We start from the raw sequence: 17243 nt of genomic DNA on the forward strand, positions 1-17243 counted from the left end.
AGGAGAGATTCCCTTGCCAAGAATTAATGTAATTGAGAAATTTTGTAAGAGCTGCGGACTATGTATAGAAGTATGTCCTAAAAAGATAATAGCTATAGGTGACACAGCAAATGACAAAGGTTATTTTACTGCAGTATGTATTAACCAGGATGAATGTATAGGTTGCGGGCTTTGCGCAACTATTTGCCCTGATGTAGCTATAGAAGTTTACAAATAGAGCCAAAGGAGAGATAAAATATGGAAAGAGTATTGATGAAAGGAAATGAAATTATCGGTGAAGCTGCCATAAGATCAGGATGTAGGTTGTTTTTCGGTTATCCTATTACCCCTTCAACCGAGGTAATAGAGTATTTATCAGCTAAGTTTCCAGATGTAGGTGGAACTATTGTTCAAGCAGAAGATGAAATAGGAGCTATAAACATGTGCTATGGAGCAGCATGTACTGGAAATAGAGTAATGACTGCATCATCAAGCCCAGGGGTAAGCTTAAAGCAAGAAGGACTTTCATATAGTGCTGCTGCTGAGCTTCCAATGGTTGTAGTAAATGTAAACAGATGTGGACCAGGACTAGGTGGACTAGGGCCAGCGCAATCAGATTACTTCCAAGCTACCAAAGGTGGCGGTCATGGAGACTATAGATTAATAGTGCTTGCACCTTCTAAGGCTCAGGAGCTTTACGACTACACTATGATGGCATTTGATCTAGCAGAAAAATACAGAAACCCTGTAATGATTTTAAGTGATGGATTTCTAGGACAGACTATGGAACCAGTAATCTTAAAAGAAAAACCTGCAAGTGAAGAATATGACAGAAGCTGGATTGTAAATGGAGCAAAGGGAAGAGAAAAGAGGATCATAGCAAGCTATTCACTTACAAATGAAATCGGTGAAGAAAACAATTTAAGATGGGAAGCTAAATATAAAGCTATAGAAGAGCAAGAACAACAATGGGAAGAATTCCAAACTGATGATGCAGAATATCTTCTAGTAAGCTACGGAACTACAGGCAGAATTTGTAAGAGTACTGTAATTGAGGCTAGAAAAAAAGGCATTAAGCTAGGACTTATTAGACCTATAACTCTATGGCCATTCCCAAAGAAAGCCTTTGCACCATTTATGGACAAAGTTAAAGGAATTGTTACTGTAGAGCTTAATACAGGGCAAATGATTGAAGATGTAGAGCTTGCAGTTAGATGCAAACCAGAAACTCATCTGTTTAGAAGACAAGGTGGTATGCTTCCAACAGAATTTGAAATTTTAGAATTTGTGGAATCAAAATTTAACTTAAACTCAGATAAGGAGGTATAGTTTATGGAAAAGCAGATATTTAAAAGATCAAAAGGGCTTACAGACGTTTCTTTTTCATTTTGTCCAGGCTGTACCCACGGAATAATAATGAGACTGATTGCTGAGTCATTAGAAGAACTCGATATAATAGAAGAAACTATAGGAGTATCACCAGTTGGATGTGCAGGCTTTTGTCAGAATTTCTTTACCTGTGATTTTGTAGGGGCGGCTCATGGTAGAGCTCAAGCAGTTGGTACAGGAATAAAAAGATCTCTTCCTGATAAAATGGTATTTACATATCAAGGAGATGGAGATATAGCATCAATTGGAACTCAGCACGCAATCCATACAGCTGCTAGAGGAGAAAATATAACTTCAATAATGGTTAACAATGCAATCTATGGTATGACTGGAGGACAAATGGCTCCTACAACCTTAGAAGGAATGAAAACATCTACAAGTCCATTTGGAAGAGATAAGATGCTTACAGGATCACCTATTGACCTTCCTAAAATAATTGCAAATCTTGAAGGAGCTGTTTATGTTGCATCAGTTTCTGTAGATTCGCCTAAAAACATAAACATAGCAAAAAAATCAATTAAAAAAGCCTTCATGGTTCAAAAAGCTGGTCTTGGCTTTGCTTTTGTAAGTGTATTATCAACCTGCCCTACAAACTGGGGACTTTCTCCAGCGCAGAGTATGCAGTGGCTAAGAGATAATATGATGCCTATTTATGAGCTTGGAGAATTAAAGGTAACTGAGGAGGTAAAAAGCTTATGATGGATAAAGTGATACTTGCTGGATTTGGCGGACAAGGAGTAATGTTCCTAGGAAAACTTCTTGCTTATGCTGGAATGGGATCAGATCTTGAACTTTGCTGGATTCCTTCATATGGTCCTGAGATGAGAGGCGGAACAGCAAACTGCTCTGTTATTTTGTCTGATGAGGAAATACATTCGCCAGTAATTGATAAAGCAGATGGAGCTATAGTTCTCAATAAGCCTGCTTATGAAAAGTTTTCATCTAGAATAAAGCCAGGTGGAGTTCTTATAGTTAATTCATCGCTTGCAAAAATTGAAAATCCTAGAACTGATATAACGATTGTAGAAATTCCGGCTACAGAAATTGCAAATGAGCTTGGAAATTCAAGTATTGCAAATATGGTATGCCTTGGAGCTTTAATTCCTAGTCTAAATCTTGTAGATTTACCTAAAATTGAAAATGCTATAAAAAAACTTACTAGTAAAAGACCAGAAACTTTTGATTCAAATCTAAATGCAATAAATAAAGGTATTGAGTTTGTAAAATAAATCAGAGAAATTGTTTGTTAAATAATATATTAGCAGAATTATTTTTTAACAAAATACAGCTATAGTACAGTGAATTTTCTGAAAATAGCAATATAAACACCATGATATATGTATATATTGTGGTGTTTTTTTATTTACTTAAATAAATATTGAATTTACATGCATAAAAAAATCCAATATTTTTTTTAGAATTAATTTAATATTATGTTACTATATTCATTATCTTTATGTTATAATTGGAATTAAGAAAAACCTATCAACTTTGCATATTTATGCAAAATTATTTTTTTAGCAAATTTGTTTAAAAATTAACAAGTGGGAAAAATGGAGGAATGGCTATGGAAAAAACACTTTTATCCATCGAGCAAATGGAAGAGATTAATTCGCTGCTAAAACAAAAAGCTGTTGAGGCAGGAGCAGAAACTTGGCAAGACAGAAAAGAAGCACAAAAAGTTTCATGTAAATTCGGCGAAGAAGGGGTATGCTGCCGTATTTGTTCTATGGGACCATGCAGAATTACACCAAAAGCACCAAGAGGAATCTGTGGAGCAAATGCTGACACTATAGCAGCAAGAAACTTTGCTCGTATGGTTGCTGCTGGAGCTGCTGCTCACTCTGACCATGCAAGAGATATTGCACACGTTTTACATATGTCAAGCGAAAATGGAAGCTATAAAGTAAAAGACAAAGATAAACTTTATAAGCTTGCTGGCGAGTGGGGAGTATCAACAGAAGGAAAAGATCTATATGATGTAGCTCATGAAGTTGCAGAAGTAGCTCTTATGGAATTTGGTAAGCCATTTGGAACATTAAGATTTTTAGACAGAGCTGTAGATGGCAGAAAAGAAACTTGGGAAAAAGAAAAAGTGGCTCCAAGAGCTATAGATAGAGAGATTGCAACAATAATGCACTCTACTCATATCGGATGTACAGCAGAAGCAGAATCACTAGTAAGAATGGGAATTAGAACTGGATTATCTGATGGCTGGGGAGGTTCAATGATAGGAACTGAGCTTACAGATATTCTTTTTGGAACTCCTACGCCTACACAAACAGAGAGTAACCTTGGAGTTTTAGAAGAGGATATGGTAAACATAGTTCTTCACGGTCATGACCCATCATTATCAGAAATGATAGTGCTTGCATCTGAAGATGCTGAGCTAGTTGCATATGCTAAAGAAAAAGGCGCTAAAGGAATAAACTTAGCTGGTCTATGCTGTACAGCAAATGAAGTTACAATGAGACATGGAGTTAAAATGGCAGGAAACTTCCTACAACAGGAAAACGCTGTACTAACTGGAGCTGTTGAGGCAGTTATAGTTGACGTGCAATGTATCTTCCCAGCTATGGCAGCTCTTGCTGATTGTTTCCATACTAAATTTATAACTACATCACCAAAAGCGAAAATCCCAGGAGCAACTCATATTGAGTTTGATGAGCATCATGCTTTTGATTCAGCAAAAGGTATTGTAAAAGAAGCTATAGATAACTATGCAAATAGAGATAGAGCTAAAGTTTACATCCCAGATTCAAAACAAACAGCAATGGCTGGATATTCTATTGAAGCAATAATTAAACAGTTAGATTTAGTTACTAACTCTCACGTAGATAAAACAGGTACAGTTAAGCCACTTGCTGATTGTATAGTATCTGGGGTTCTTAGAGGAGCTGTTGGTATTGTTGGATGTAACAATCCTAAAGTTAGACCTGACTATTCACATATAGAAATTATCAAAAACATGATAGCAAATGACGTAATAGTTGTTGCTACAGGTTGCGCGGCTCAAGCGGCAGCAAAAGCTGGTCTTCTTGATAAAGAAGCTAGAAATCTTGCAGGGCAAGGACTTAGAACTGTTTGTGAGCTTGTTGATATACCACCAGTTCTTCACATGGGTTCATGCGTAGATATAAGTAGAATTATTTTACTTGTAAATGCTGTAGCTAAACATCTAAACATGGATATTCCTAAGCTTCCAGTTGTAGGTATAGCTCCTGAGTGGATGAGCGAGAAAGCTGTTGCTATAGGAAACTATGTAATAGGAAGTGGTATCGATACTTTCCTTGGAGTATATCCACAAGTAACTGGTTCAGCTGAAATGGTTGATTTATTAACAAATAGAGTTGAAGATATCGTTGGAGCTAAATTTACAGTTGAAATGGACCCAGCTAAATTATCAGAGCAGGTTCTTGAAAGAATAGAAGCAAAACGTACAGCACTAGGAATATAGAGTTAGGAGAATGACTATGAAAATTGCTATTACTGGAAAAGGCGGAGTTGGAAAAACTACTGTATCATCAATATTAAGTAGATTGTATGCTGATGAAGGGTATAGAGTCTTGGCAGTAGATGCTGATCCCGATGCAAACTTAGCTTTAGCCTTAGGATTTACCAAAAAAGAAATAGATGAGATAGTACCTATATCAGAGATAAAGGATTTAATAGCAGAAAGAACTGGCGCTCAAAGTGGGAGTATCGGAAGCTTTTTCAAAATGAATCCTAAAGTTGATGATATACCTGAAAGATATTGTAGAACATTAAATGGAGTATCACTACTTACCATGGGAACAGTTGATACAGGGGGTAGCGGATGTGTTTGTCCTGAGCATGTTCTTTTAAAAAGATTAACATCACATCTAGTGCTGCAAAACAAAGATGTGGTAATCATGGACATGGAAGCAGGAATTGAACATTTAGGCAGAGGTACAGCTTCAGGTGTAGATGCTTTTATTGTAGTTATTGAACCTGGGGTTAGGAGTCTTCAAACTTTTGAAAAAGTAAAAAAACTAGCTAATGATATTGGGGTATCGGAGATAAAAGTAGTAGCAAATAAGATTAGAAATAAAGAAGATGAGGATTTTATCAGAGACAATGTCGGGGACAGTTTACTAGGATTTATCCATTATAGTAAGGATGTTATTGATTCTGATAGAAACAATCAATCTGCATATGATGCAGACCTAAATCTAAAAGAAGAAATAAAAATTATTAAAAATGCAATTGAGTCCTCAGTTAGAAACGATTCATAGTATAATAAAATAAAAATCATTTAAGGAGGAGTTCAAATGGGTTTTAAAAGTGATATAGAAATTGCACAGGAAGCAGTGGTCCAAGATATAAGGGAAATAGCTAAGAAATTAAATCTGTCAGAAGCAGATTTAGATCTTTATGGAAAATATAAAGCTAAGGTTGATTACAACCTTATGAAAAGAGAAACAGGTAAGAAAGCAAAGCTAATCCTTACTACAGCAATTAATCCTACTCCAGCTGGAGAAGGTAAAACTACAACAACTATAGGTGTAGCTGACGGATTAGCAAAACTTGGAAAAAATACTTTAGTTGCACTTCGTGAACCATCACTTGGTCCAGTATTTGGAGTTAAGGGAGGAGCTGCTGGAGGAGGATACGCTCAGGTAGTACCTATGGAAGATATCAACCTTCACTTTACTGGAGACTTTCATGCTATAGGAGCAGCAAACAACTTACTTGCAGCTATGATTGACAATCATATATATCAAGGAAATGCACTTGATATAGACCCAAGAAGAATAACTTGGAGAAGAGCTATGGACATGAACGATCGTCAGCTAAGATTCATTACTGATGGTCTAGGCGGAAAAGCTAATGGATTCCCAAGAGAAGATGGATTTGATATCACAGTTGCATCTGAAGTTATGGCTGCATTTTGCTTAGCATCAGATATTATAGACCTTAAAGAAAGATTAGGAAGAATAATAATTGGATACTCTAGAAAAGGTGAGCCAGTTACTGCAGCTCAGCTTAATGCTAACGGAGCAATGGCAGCACTTCTTAAAGACGCTCTTAAGCCTAACCTAGTTCAAACCTTAGAAGGTACTCCAGCATTTGTTCATGGCGGACCATTTGCAAATATAGCTCATGGTTGTAACTCAGTAATAGCAACTAAAATGGCTATGCACTTCGCTGACTATGTTGTTACTGAAGCAGGCTTCGGAGCTGACCTTGGAGCTGAAAAATTCCTTGATATAAAATGTAGAATGTCAGGTTTACAACCAGATGCAGTTATTATAGTTGCTACTGTTAGAGCGCTTAAGTACAATGGCGGAGTTAAAAAAGATCAACTTAACAATGAAAACCTTGAAGCTCTTGAAAATGGACTTCCAAACCTACTAAAACATGTTGAGAACATAACTAAGGTATTTAAGTTACCAGCAGTTGTTGCTATTAACAAGTTCCCACTAGACACTGAAGCAGAACTTCAGCTTGTAAAAGATAAGTGTAAAGAATTAGGAGTTAATGTTGCACTTTCTGAAGTTTGGGCTAAAGGTGGAGAAGGTGGAGAAGAATTAGCTAAAGAAGTACTTAGACTAATTGACGAAAACGAAGGCAAATTTGAATTTGCTTACGATGAAAATCAATCAATCAAAGAAAAAATAAATGCAATTGCAACAAAAATTTATGGAGCTGATGGAGTTGATTACACTCCAAATGCAGAAAAACAAATATTAGAAATCGAAAAAATCGGTTATGATAAGCTTCCAATTTGTATGGCTAAAACTCAGTACTCTCTTACTGATGACCAAACAAAATTAGGAAGACCTACAGGATTTAAGATAACTGTTAGAAACATTAAAGTTTCTGCAGGAGCAGGATTCCTTGTAGCTTTAACTGGTGAAATAATGACTATGCCTGGACTTCCTAAAGCACCAGCAGCTGAAAAAATAGATGTTGATAGCACAGGAAAAATTGCAGGATTATTCTAAGGTGGTATGTATGGACATTACTCAAGAAGTACAAATAGAAACTAATCTTTCTAAGTTGTCACTTACAGATTTTGTAGAGATTTTATCATCTAAAGCTCCTGCTCCAGGTGGTGGTGGAGCTGCAGCTCTTACAGCGGCTCAAGGATGTGCATTATCTGCTATGGTTTGTAATCTGACAATCGGAAAGAAAAAATATGCTGAATTTGAAGAAGAATTAAAAAGAATTTTAGATTCTTCCGTTTCTCTTCAGAGAAGATTTTTAGATATGATTGAAGAAGACAAAATCAACTTCACGCCTCTAGCAAAAGCATATGGTCTTCCAGCTAATACCGATGAAGAAAAAATACAAAAAGCTAAAGTAATGGAAGATGCACTTAAGGAAGCATGCAAAGTACCAGTTGAAATTGTTGAACGTTCATATGAAGGAATAAAACTTCATTTAGAGCTTATGGATAAAGGCTCAAAGCTTGCAATAAGTGATGTTGGTGTGGGGGTAGAATTTCTAAGAGCCGCGCTTATTAGCGGAAAAATGAATGTTCTAATTAACACTGGCATGATGAAGGATGAAAACTATTCTTTAGAACTTGAAAATAAGGTAAGCGAGCTTGTCAAAGAGGGTATTTCTATAGCTGACTCAATTAGCGAAAAGGTAATGAATATGCTATAGAAAAATTACATCTAAGGAGGCGTTGCCTTCTTAGATGTAAAAATAGATAAATAGAGTTTTGAGCTTAGAATTCTGGAGGAGGATAAAAATGATTATTTCTCAGGCAAAACCAAAAGAAGAATTGATGGACTTTATAAAAGATGCACAAAATGTTTTAATTGCAGGATGTAGTTTATGTGCTTCTACATGTAAAGTTGGGGGAGAGGAAGAAATTGCAGCTCTTAAAACTGAGCTAGAGGCAGCAGGGAAAAATGTTCTAGGTACTTTAGTTTTAGATCCAGCTTGTAATCTTTTAAAAACCAGAAAAGATATGAAGGTTTTTAAAGAGCAAATGCCTGAAGTTGATGCAATAGTATCTCTAGCATGTGGAGATGGTACTCAAACATTAGCAAAAGTCGTTTCAAAACCTGTTTACCCAGGAAATAACACAATGTTTATTGGTGAAATAGAAAGAGTTGGACAATATGAGGAAAGCTGCTTGGCATGTGGAGATTGCGAGCTTGGATGGACAGCGGGAATTTGTCCGATAACAAGATGTGCAAAAAGCCTTATGAATGGCCCATGTGGTGGAGCTAAAAACGGAAAATGTGAAGTTAATGCTGAAAATGACTGTGCTTGGATTTTAATTTACAACAAGCTAAAGGATGAAGGCAGATTAAGTAACATCACTGAAAACAGACCACCAAAAGATTTCCAAAAAAATGTTCATCCAAAGAGAATAGAATTAACTAGATAAAATTGGGGGAGGTTATGTAAATGGGTTTACTTAAACAAGCATTTGAAAATGGAGAGTTTGCTGTAACATCTGAAATGGCTCCTCCAAAGGGAATAGATTTTGCTCATCTTAGACATTGTGCTCAGCTAATAAAAGGAAGAGTTCATGCCGCAAACGTAACAGATTTTCAATCAGCTGTTATGAGAGCAACTTCACTTGCAACATGTAAAGTTCTTCAAGAAGAAGGAATTGAGCCTGTAATCCAAATCACTGGAAGAGATAGAAATAGAATAGCAATTCAAGGAGAAATGCTATCAGCTGGATTATTTGGAATCCCAAATATGCTAGCATTGACTGGTGATCATACTGTAGTAGGAGATCATCCAAATGCTAAAGCAGTTTATGATTTAGATGTAATTGGAATTCTTCAAGCTGCTGAGATACTTAAATCTGGAAAAGATATGGCAGGAAATGAACTACAAGGAACACCAGATTTTTTCCTTGGAGCAAGCGTTACTCCTAGATTTGATCCAGTAGATGCTCAGATATTCAAAATGGAAAAGAAAATTGCTGCAGGTGCAAAATTCTTCCAAACTCAAGCAGTTTTTGATATTGAAACAATGAGAGATTTTAGAGAAAAAACTAAGCACATGGATTGCAAGATCATGGCTGGTATTATACCTCTAAAATCACCAGGAATGGCTAAATTCATGAACAGCAATGTACCAGGAATTTTTGTTCCAGATGAGCTTATCGATAGACTTAAAGCAAGTGCTGAAGGAATAGAAGATAAGAAAGAAAAGAACAAAGCTATGGTTATGGAAGGTATTAAAATCTCTGGAGAGTTCATCAAACAACTAAGAGAAGAAGGACTATGTGACGGTGTACATATTATGGCGATTGGCGCTGAAGAAAATGTTCCTCTTATATTAGATGCAGCTGGACTGTAAGGAGGAAATAAAATGAAAATAGTAGTAGTCGGAGCAGGTCCTGGAGGATATGTCGCAGCAATTAAGGCAGCTTTACTTGGAGCAGAAGTAACAGTAATTGAAAAATATAAGCCAGGTGGAACCTGTCTAAACTGGGGATGTATCCCTACTAAGTCACTTCTTGCTGCATCTGAGCGTATAGATATGGTTAAAGAAGCTGAAGATTTTGGTGTAGAAATAGGCTCAGATATCAAGGTTGATTTTAATAAAATAATGGATAGAAAAAACAAGATAGTAACAAATCTTGTAAAAGGTATAGAGCATTTATTTGCACAAAAGAAAATAACTGTAGTAAAAGGTCATGGAAAAATATTATCTTCAACTGAAGTGCTTGTAACTGATGAAGATAATAATACTCAAACAATACCAGCTGATAAAATAATTATAGCAACTGGTTCTGCACCAATAGTTCCACCTATGTTTCCTTATGATAAAACTAAGGTTATAACAAGTGATGAAGCGATGAACCTAACTGAAATTCCAAAATCAATGATTATCGTTGGGGGTGGAGTTATAGGATGTGAGTTTGGTCAATTCTACAGAAAACTTGGTACAGAAATTACTATTGTTGAAATGGCAGATCATTTACTACCATTTGAAGATGATGATGTTGCAAAGCAACTTGCACGTTCATTTAAAAAAGATAAGATAAAAGTCATGACAAGCGATAGTATAACAAAGGTTGAGGTTAATGATAATGGTGTTACTGCTGAACTTGGTAGTGGAAAATCTCTAACTGCAGAGCTTATGATAGTTTCTGTAGGTAGAAGACCATATCTTGACAACTTAGGAGTAGAGGAGCTTGGATTAGCTTCTGAAAGAGGCAAACTGATTGTAGATGAAAATATGATGACAAACGTTGATGGAATATATGCAATCGGAGACGTGATTAATTCACCAATGCTAGCTCATGTAGCTTCAAAAGAAGGATTAGTTGCAGTAGACCATGCAGTTGGCAAAAAATCATCTGTAAATTATGATGCAGTTCCAAGATGCGTTTATACAGATCCTGAAGTAGCAGCAGTTGGAAAGACAGAAAGAGAACTTACAGAAAAAGGCATTGCTTATCATGTGGGAAGTTTTGAATTCAGAGGATTAGGGAAAGCTCAAGCAATTGGAAAACTTCAAGGTTCAGTTAAAGTGCTTACAGATGACAACGACGTCATAGTAGGTGCTTCAGTTGTAGGACCACATGCCACAGATTTATTAACAGAGCTAACCTTAGCAGTTCATCTTAAACTTACAGCAGCTCAGGTTGGAGATGTCATCCATCCTCATCCTACACTATCAGAAGCACTTATGGAAGCTCTACATGATGTTCATGGTCAATGTGTTCATAAAGTGTAATAGATAATAGGAGGACAAAACAACATGGGAAAGACTATTGCAGTAGCAGGTAAAGGTGGAACAGGAAAAACATCCTTAACAGGATTGTTAATCAACTATTTAGCAACAGAGAAAAGCGGCAAGGTAATTGCTGTTGATGCTGATGCTAATGCAAATTTAAATGAAGTTCTGGGTGAAAAAATAGATATAACACTTGGAGCTATCAAGGAAGATGTAAATAGAAGAGAACGTGATGGGAATAGTTTTCCAGGGGGAATGACAAAAGCACAGTATATGAAGTACAGGTTAAGCACTGCTATCTCAGAAGGTGATGGATATGACCTACTAGTTATGGGACGTTCTGAAGGTACAGGTTGTTACTGTTATGTCAATGGAATACTAAGAGAACAGCTAGATACGATTTCAAACAGTTATGATTATCTAGTAATAGACAACGAGGCTGGAATGGAACATCTTTCTAGAGGAACATCTAAATCAGTAGATGTACTTCTTCTGGTAAGTGATTGTTCTAGAAGAAGTATACAAGCTGTTGCCAGAATAAGAGATCTTGCATTAGAACTTAAACTCAAAATAGGTGATTTGTATTTAATCGTAAACAAAGCTCCTAATGGTCAGTTAAATGATGGGATAATGGAAGAGATCAACAAATACAACCTTAACCTGCTAGGCGTAGTTCCGATGGATGATAATATTTACGAATATGATTCTAATGGAAAACCATTAGTTGATTTACCAATTGATTCTCCATCAAAGAAGACTTTCCATGAAATTTTATCAAATTTAAATATATGATAACAATAAACCGCAATTTTTAGGGGGCGATTTTAGTGGCATTTAAAACATCAGTACAGAAATATCAAGGTAGAATCGGAGAAGTAACACTTGGAGTGGGAGAAAAAGCAGTAAAAATCGGTGGAGAAAATACACTACCATTTTATAGCTTCGACGGGGAAATAGGAAACAAAACTGCAGTAGGAATGGAAATTATTGACGTTGCTCCAGAAGGATGGCTAGATGAGCTTCAGACAGCTTATAAAGACGTTTATTCTGATACTGCAGCTTGGGCAAAATTTGTTCAAGATACTTATGCACCTGACTTTATTTGCTTAAGATTTGAAGGAGCAGATCCAAACGGAATGGATAGACCAGCTGAGGATTGTGCTGAAATAGCAAAAAAAGTAGCTGATGCTATTGAGATTCCGCTTGTTGTAGCAGGAACAAACAACCATGAAAAAGATGCAAAAATATTTGAAAAGGTTGCAGCTGCTACAGATGGAAAAAATGTATTATTAATGGCAGCAACAGAAGATAACTATAAAGCTGTTGGAGCAGCAGGCGGAATGGCTTATAGCCATAAAGTTGGAGCTGAGTCTTCAGTTGATATCAACCTTGCAAAGCAATTAAACATTCTACTTACACAACTAGGTGTTAAACCTGAAAATATAGTAATGCATGTTGGTTGCGCAGCTGTTGGATATGGATTTGAATATGTATCATCAACATTTGATAGAATTAGACTTGCTGCATTTGGACAAAATGATAAAACTCTTCAAATGCCTATAATTACACCTGTTTCTTTTGAAACTTGGAATGTTAAAGAGTCACTAGCTTCTGAGGAAGATGAGCCTCTATGGGGTAGCAGAGAGGATCGTGGAATAGCTCTTGAGGTATCTACGGCATCTGCAGTACTAGTATCTGGAGCTAACGCTATAGTACTTAGACATCCAGAGAGTGTTAAAACTATTAGAACATTAGTTGATCAATTAATATAGAACAATTCAGAGGTTAGGGGGAAATTAAAATGGCATTAACAGGCTTAGATATTTTTAAGTTAACACCAAAGAAAAACTGTAAAGATTGTGGATTCCCAACTTGTTTAGCTTTTTCAATGAAAGTTGCAGCAGGTGGAATAGAAATAGAAAAATGTCCACATATGAGTGAAGAAAATCTTTCAAAACTTTCAGAATCTACTGCGCCTCCAATGAAAGCGCTAACTGTAGGAGCTGGAGCTAATGAGTACAAGCTAGGTGGAGAAACAGTTCTATTTAGACATGAAGAAACTCTTGTTAACAGAAACCGTTTTGCAGTTGCAATAAAAGACACTGATTCTGCTGATGTAGTAAACAGCAAAATAGAAAACATTAAAAAAGTTGATTTTGAAAGAATCGGAGAAAGAATGAAAGCTGAATTTGCTGCTTTTATCTATACTGGAAATAAAGAAGCTTACATAGCTAATATTAAAGCAGTTTTAGCTTCAGGAGCTGAACTAGCATACATGGTAGTTTGTGAAGATGTAGCAGTTGCTAAAGAAGCATTAGAGCTATTAAAAGACACTAATCCTATTCTTCACGGAGCGACAGCTGCAAACTATGAGCAAATGGTTGATGTAGCGGCTGCTGGAAAATATGCACTTGGACTTAGAGCTGACTCTTTAGAAGATTTATATGAATTAACTTCAAAAGTTCAATCAAAAGATTATAAAGAGCTACTTCTAGATGCTGGAAGTAAAACAATTAAGGAAGCATATACAAACGCAATTCAAATCAGAAGAACTGCTCTTAAAGATGGCGATAGAACTTTTGGATACCCAAGTATTATATTTGTAAATGATTTAGCTAAAGACAACAAATTCATGGAAATAGCTCTTAGCTCAATATTTACAATTAAATATGGTTCAATTTTAGTTATTGAGGATATGGATTTTGCTAGAGGACATTCAGTATGGGCTCTTAGACAAAATATTTACACTGACCCACAAAGACCAATGCGTGTTGAGCCTAAGGCATACTCTGTAAACAATGCTAATGACGAATCTCCAGTACTTTGTACAGTTGACTTTGCTCTTACTTATTTCATTATTAACGGGGAAATTGAAAAATCTAAGGTTCCTACTTGGTTACTAATTCCAGATGCTGGAGGATATTCAGTTCTTACAGCATGGGCTGCTGGTAAGTTCAGTGGATCTATAATCGCTAACTTTGTAAAAGAAAGCGGAGTAGAGCAAAAGACAAAATCAAGAAAACTAATCATTCCAGGAAAAGTTGCTGTACTTAAGGGAGATATAGAGGATTCTCTACCTGGTTGGGAAGTAGTTGTAGGACCAAACGAATCAATGCAACTTCCTAAATTCCTAAAAGATCTTTATCAAAACGCATAAATATAGTGAGGGAGTTATCTCCCTCTTTAAAATAATATGATGGGGGTTATTGTAAATGGATAAATTTATGATTATTGGAGAAAGAATTCACTGTATATCACCTGTAATAAGAAAAGCTATTGAAGAAAAAGATCTTGAGCCAATATTCCACAGAGCTAAAGAGCAAATAGATGCTGGGGCACATTACGTAGATGTTAATATCGGACCTGCTGAAAGAAACGGCGAGGAAGTAATGACTTGGATGGTTCAATCAATTCAGCAAAAATTCAATAATATTCCACTAGCATTAGATACAGTAAACCGTAAAGCTATAGAAGCTGGATTAAAAGTGTATAACAGTGAAAATGGAAAAGCAATAATCAACTCTGCTGATGCTGGACCAAGAATCGAAATGATTGATCTTGCTGGTGAGTATGGATGTATGGTTATCGGTCTTTGTGCTAAAGAAGGTATTCCAAGAGATAACGATGAGCGTATGGCTTATTGTACAGAAATGCTTGAAAGAGCACTAGGAGCAGGTATGGAGCCTACAGATGTACTTTTCGATCCACTAATGCTTGTTATCAAAGGAATGCAAGAAAAACAACAAGAGGTTCTTGAAGCTATCAAAATGATGAGCGATATGGGACTTAAAACTACTGGAGGATTATCAAATATCTCTAATGGAGCTCCAAAGCACATCAGACCTATCCTTGACGCAGTATGGTGCGCTATGGCAATGCAAAACGGATTATCTTCAGCTATTATCAATCCATGTGATGTTAGATTAATGGAGACTATTAAATCAGCTGATATTATCAAAAACAATACTCTTTATGCAGATTCATATTTAGAGTTATAATTTAAAATCATTGAGCATATTTATGGGGTTTTATTTCTAATTAAAGTAGGGGGTAATATAATGACTTTATTTGATATTATTTTTCAAGGAACTTCAGATGCTCTTTCAGCTGCAAAATCCGTAGTTGAAAAAGCAGTTGCTGATAAAGGCAAAGAACATAAAGTTGCGTTTCCTGATACAGCTTATTCGCTACCAGTTATCTACGCTGCAACAGGTAAAAAGATATCTAATCTAGGAGAACTTCAAGAAGCTATAGCTATAGTTGAAAGTCTTTTAGTAAAAGAGCAAAGATTAGAAAATGGTTTAAATGCTGGACTTGGAACAGCTTTAGCTGCTGAAATTATAGAAGCAGCAAAATATTCTGTAGAAGAAGCCCCTTATGTTGCGCCTCTTGCAGGACATATAAGTGACCCAATAATCCGTTCTCTAGGAGTACCTCTTGTAACTGGTGATATTCCAGGTGTTGCAGTTGTACTTGGAGAGTGCCCAGATGCTGAAACTGCTGCTAAGGTTATTAAAGATTACCAATCAAAAGGCTTACTTACTTTCCTAGTTGGAAAAGTAATTGATCAAGCTACTGAAGCTAATGTAAAAATGGGCCTTGACCTTAGAGTTATTCCACTAGGCTATGATGTAACTTCAGTTATTCACGTTGTTTCTGTAGCTGTTAGAGCAGCACTTATATTTGGAGGCTTAGAGCCAGGAAATCTTGACGGACTTCTTAAGTACACACTTGAGAGAGTGCCAGCGTTTGTAAATGCTTTTGGACCTCTTTCTGAGTTAGTAGTTTCTGCTGGAGCTGGAGCGATTGCTCTTGGTTTCCCTGTAATTACTGACCAAGATGTAATGGAAGTACCTACTAGATTAATAACTCAAAAAGATTACGATAAATTTGTTGCTACTTCATTAGAGGCTAGAAACATTAAGATTAAAATAACTGAAATTCCAATACCAGTTTCATTCGCAGCAGCTTTCGAAGGTGAAAGAATCAGAAAAGGTGACATGTTCGTTGAATTTGGTGGAGGAAAATCTGAGTCATTTGAGATTGTTCTTATGAAAGATGCTTCTGAGGTTGAAGATCATAAGATAGAAATCATTGGTCCAGATATTGATACAGTTACTGATGTTCCTGGAAGAATGCCACTTGCAGTTATTGTTAAAATAGCTGGAAAAGCAATGCAAACAGACTTTGAACCAGTTCTTGAAAGAAGAATTCACTACTTCATGAACTATATCGAAGGCGTAATGCACGTAGGACAAAGAGATATTACATGGATAAGAATAGGTAAAGAAGCATATGAAAAAGGCTTCAGATTAAACCATATCGGAGAAGTATTATACGCTAAGATGATGGATGAGTTTGATACAGTTGTTGACAAGTGCGAAATCACTATAATAACTGATGAAGAAAAAATCAAAGCACTAAAAGGCGAGATTGCAACTCCTAAATATGAAGCTAGAGATGAAAGACTTGCTTCTCTTACTGATGAATCAGTAGATACTTTCTACAGCTGTAACCTTTGCCAGTCATTTGCACCTGCTCACGTTTGCGTAGTTACTCCTGAAAGACTTGGACTATGTGGAGCAGTAAGCTGGTTAGATGCTAAAGCTACTAAAGAACTTGATGCAACAGGGCCTTGTCAACCAATACTTAAAGAAGGCGTAATCGATGAAAATAAAGGAATTTGGGAAAAAGTAAATGAGACAGTATCAGAAATTTCTCAAGGAGCTGTAAATAGTGTAACTTTATATTCAATCATGGAAGACCCTATGACTTCATGCGGATGCTTTGAGTGTATCTGTGGTATAGAGCCTGCGTCTAACGGTGTTGTAATCGTAAATAGAGAGTTTGGTGGAGTTACTCCAATAGGTATGACATTTGGAGAGCTTGCATCTATGACAGGTGGAGGAGTTCAAACTCCAGGCTTCATGGGTCACGGAAGACATTTTATTTCTTCTAAGAAGTTCATGAGAGCTGAAGGCGGAATCCAAAGAATAGTATGGATGCCAAAAGAATTAAAAGAGTATGTTCAAGATAAGCTTAATGCAACTGCAAAAGAGCTTTATGATATTGATAATTTCACAGATATGATCGCAGATGAGACTATTGCTGCTGATGGCGAGGCGTTAATAGATTTCCTTTCTCAAAAAGGACATCCAGCACTTGGCTTAGATCCATTAATGTAAGGA

The 17243-nt window shown here is 36.3% G+C and carries 16 protein-coding genes; all 16 read left to right on the forward strand.

The window, feature by feature from the left end; translation table 11 throughout:
* The first annotated feature begins 13 nt into the window (after positions 1-13).
* The 16 genes from CLOST_RS05970 (at position 14) to acsB (ending at position 17240) form a co-directional block, all read left to right on the forward strand.
* On the forward strand, positions 14-217 hold the full coding sequence (locus CLOST_RS05970) for an indolepyruvate ferredoxin oxidoreductase subunit alpha (RefSeq protein ID WP_041487127.1): 204 nt from the start codon (positions 14-16) through the stop codon (positions 215-217).
* Positions 218-237: 20 nt separating this feature from the next.
* Entirely contained in the window at positions 238-1308 is a 1071-nt protein-coding gene (vorB, locus tag CLOST_RS05975; RefSeq protein WP_013361370.1) for a 3-methyl-2-oxobutanoate dehydrogenase subunit VorB, read from the forward strand.
* A 3-nt stretch (positions 1309-1311) separates the two neighbouring features.
* Entirely contained in the window at positions 1312-2067 is a 756-nt protein-coding gene (locus tag CLOST_RS05980; RefSeq protein WP_013361371.1) for a thiamine pyrophosphate-dependent enzyme, read from the forward strand.
* Positions 2064-2597 carry a 2-oxoacid:acceptor oxidoreductase family protein gene (locus CLOST_RS05985; protein ID WP_041487128.1) on the forward strand — a complete coding sequence of 178 codons (534 nt, stop codon included), beginning with the start codon at positions 2064-2066 and terminating at the stop codon, positions 2595-2597. The genes CLOST_RS05980 and CLOST_RS05985 overlap by 4 nt, the downstream gene beginning before the upstream one ends.
* Before the next feature lie 338 nt (positions 2598-2935).
* The gene (gene cooS, locus CLOST_RS05990; RefSeq protein WP_013361373.1) at positions 2936-4825 is read left to right on the forward strand and encodes an anaerobic carbon-monoxide dehydrogenase catalytic subunit; all 1890 of its coding nucleotides are present in this window, start codon (positions 2936-2938) and stop codon (positions 4823-4825) included.
* Between the two features lie 16 nt (positions 4826-4841).
* Positions 4842-5624 carry an ATP-binding protein gene (locus CLOST_RS05995; protein ID WP_013361374.1) on the forward strand — a complete coding sequence of 261 codons (783 nt, stop codon included), beginning with the start codon at positions 4842-4844 and terminating at the stop codon, positions 5622-5624.
* A gap of 36 nt (positions 5625-5660) precedes the next feature.
* Positions 5661-7337: a formate--tetrahydrofolate ligase gene (locus tag CLOST_RS06000; protein ID WP_013361375.1), complete on the forward strand. Its 1677-nt coding sequence runs from the start codon at positions 5661-5663 to the stop codon at positions 7335-7337.
* A 10-nt stretch (positions 7338-7347) separates the two neighbouring features.
* Entirely contained in the window at positions 7348-8004 is a 657-nt protein-coding gene (locus CLOST_RS06005; protein ID WP_013361376.1) for a cyclodeaminase/cyclohydrolase family protein, read from the forward strand.
* Positions 8005-8092: 88 nt separating this feature from the next.
* Entirely contained in the window at positions 8093-8740 is a 648-nt protein-coding gene (locus CLOST_RS06010; RefSeq protein ID WP_013361377.1) for a methylenetetrahydrofolate reductase C-terminal domain-containing protein, read from the forward strand.
* A gap of 20 nt (positions 8741-8760) precedes the next feature.
* On the forward strand, positions 8761-9669 hold the full coding sequence (locus tag CLOST_RS06015; protein ID WP_013361378.1) for a methylenetetrahydrofolate reductase: 909 nt from the start codon (positions 8761-8763) through the stop codon (positions 9667-9669).
* A gap of 12 nt (positions 9670-9681) precedes the next feature.
* Complete coding sequence (gene lpdA / locus CLOST_RS06020) at positions 9682-11055, forward strand: dihydrolipoyl dehydrogenase (RefSeq protein ID WP_013361379.1); 1374 nt, start codon at positions 9682-9684, stop codon at positions 11053-11055.
* A gap of 24 nt (positions 11056-11079) precedes the next feature.
* Positions 11080-11847: an ATP-binding protein gene (locus CLOST_RS06025; RefSeq protein ID WP_013361380.1), complete on the forward strand. Its 768-nt coding sequence runs from the start codon at positions 11080-11082 to the stop codon at positions 11845-11847.
* Positions 11848-11882: 35 nt separating this feature from the next.
* On the forward strand, positions 11883-12827 hold the full coding sequence (acsD, locus tag CLOST_RS06030; RefSeq protein ID WP_013361381.1) for an acetyl-CoA decarbonylase/synthase complex subunit delta: 945 nt from the start codon (positions 11883-11885) through the stop codon (positions 12825-12827).
* A 29-nt stretch (positions 12828-12856) separates the two neighbouring features.
* On the forward strand, positions 12857-14212 hold the full coding sequence (acsC, locus tag CLOST_RS06035) for an acetyl-CoA decarbonylase/synthase complex subunit gamma (protein WP_013361382.1): 1356 nt from the start codon (positions 12857-12859) through the stop codon (positions 14210-14212).
* Between the two features lie 55 nt (positions 14213-14267).
* A complete protein-coding gene (gene acsE, locus CLOST_RS06040; RefSeq protein WP_013361383.1) occupies positions 14268-15053 on the forward strand; it encodes a carbon monoxide dehydrogenase/acetyl-CoA synthase methytransferase subunit in 786 nt (261 codons plus the stop codon).
* A 60-nt stretch (positions 15054-15113) separates the two neighbouring features.
* The gene (gene acsB / locus CLOST_RS06045) at positions 15114-17240 is read left to right on the forward strand and encodes an acetyl-CoA decarbonylase/synthase complex subunit alpha/beta (RefSeq protein ID WP_013361384.1); all 2127 of its coding nucleotides are present in this window, start codon (positions 15114-15116) and stop codon (positions 17238-17240) included.
* Positions 17241-17243 lie beyond the last annotated feature (3 nt).

The sequence above is a fragment of the Acetoanaerobium sticklandii genome, from assembly GCF_000196455.1.
In the GTDB taxonomy this organism is placed as follows: domain Bacteria; phylum Bacillota; class Clostridia; order Peptostreptococcales; family Filifactoraceae; genus Acetoanaerobium; species Acetoanaerobium sticklandii.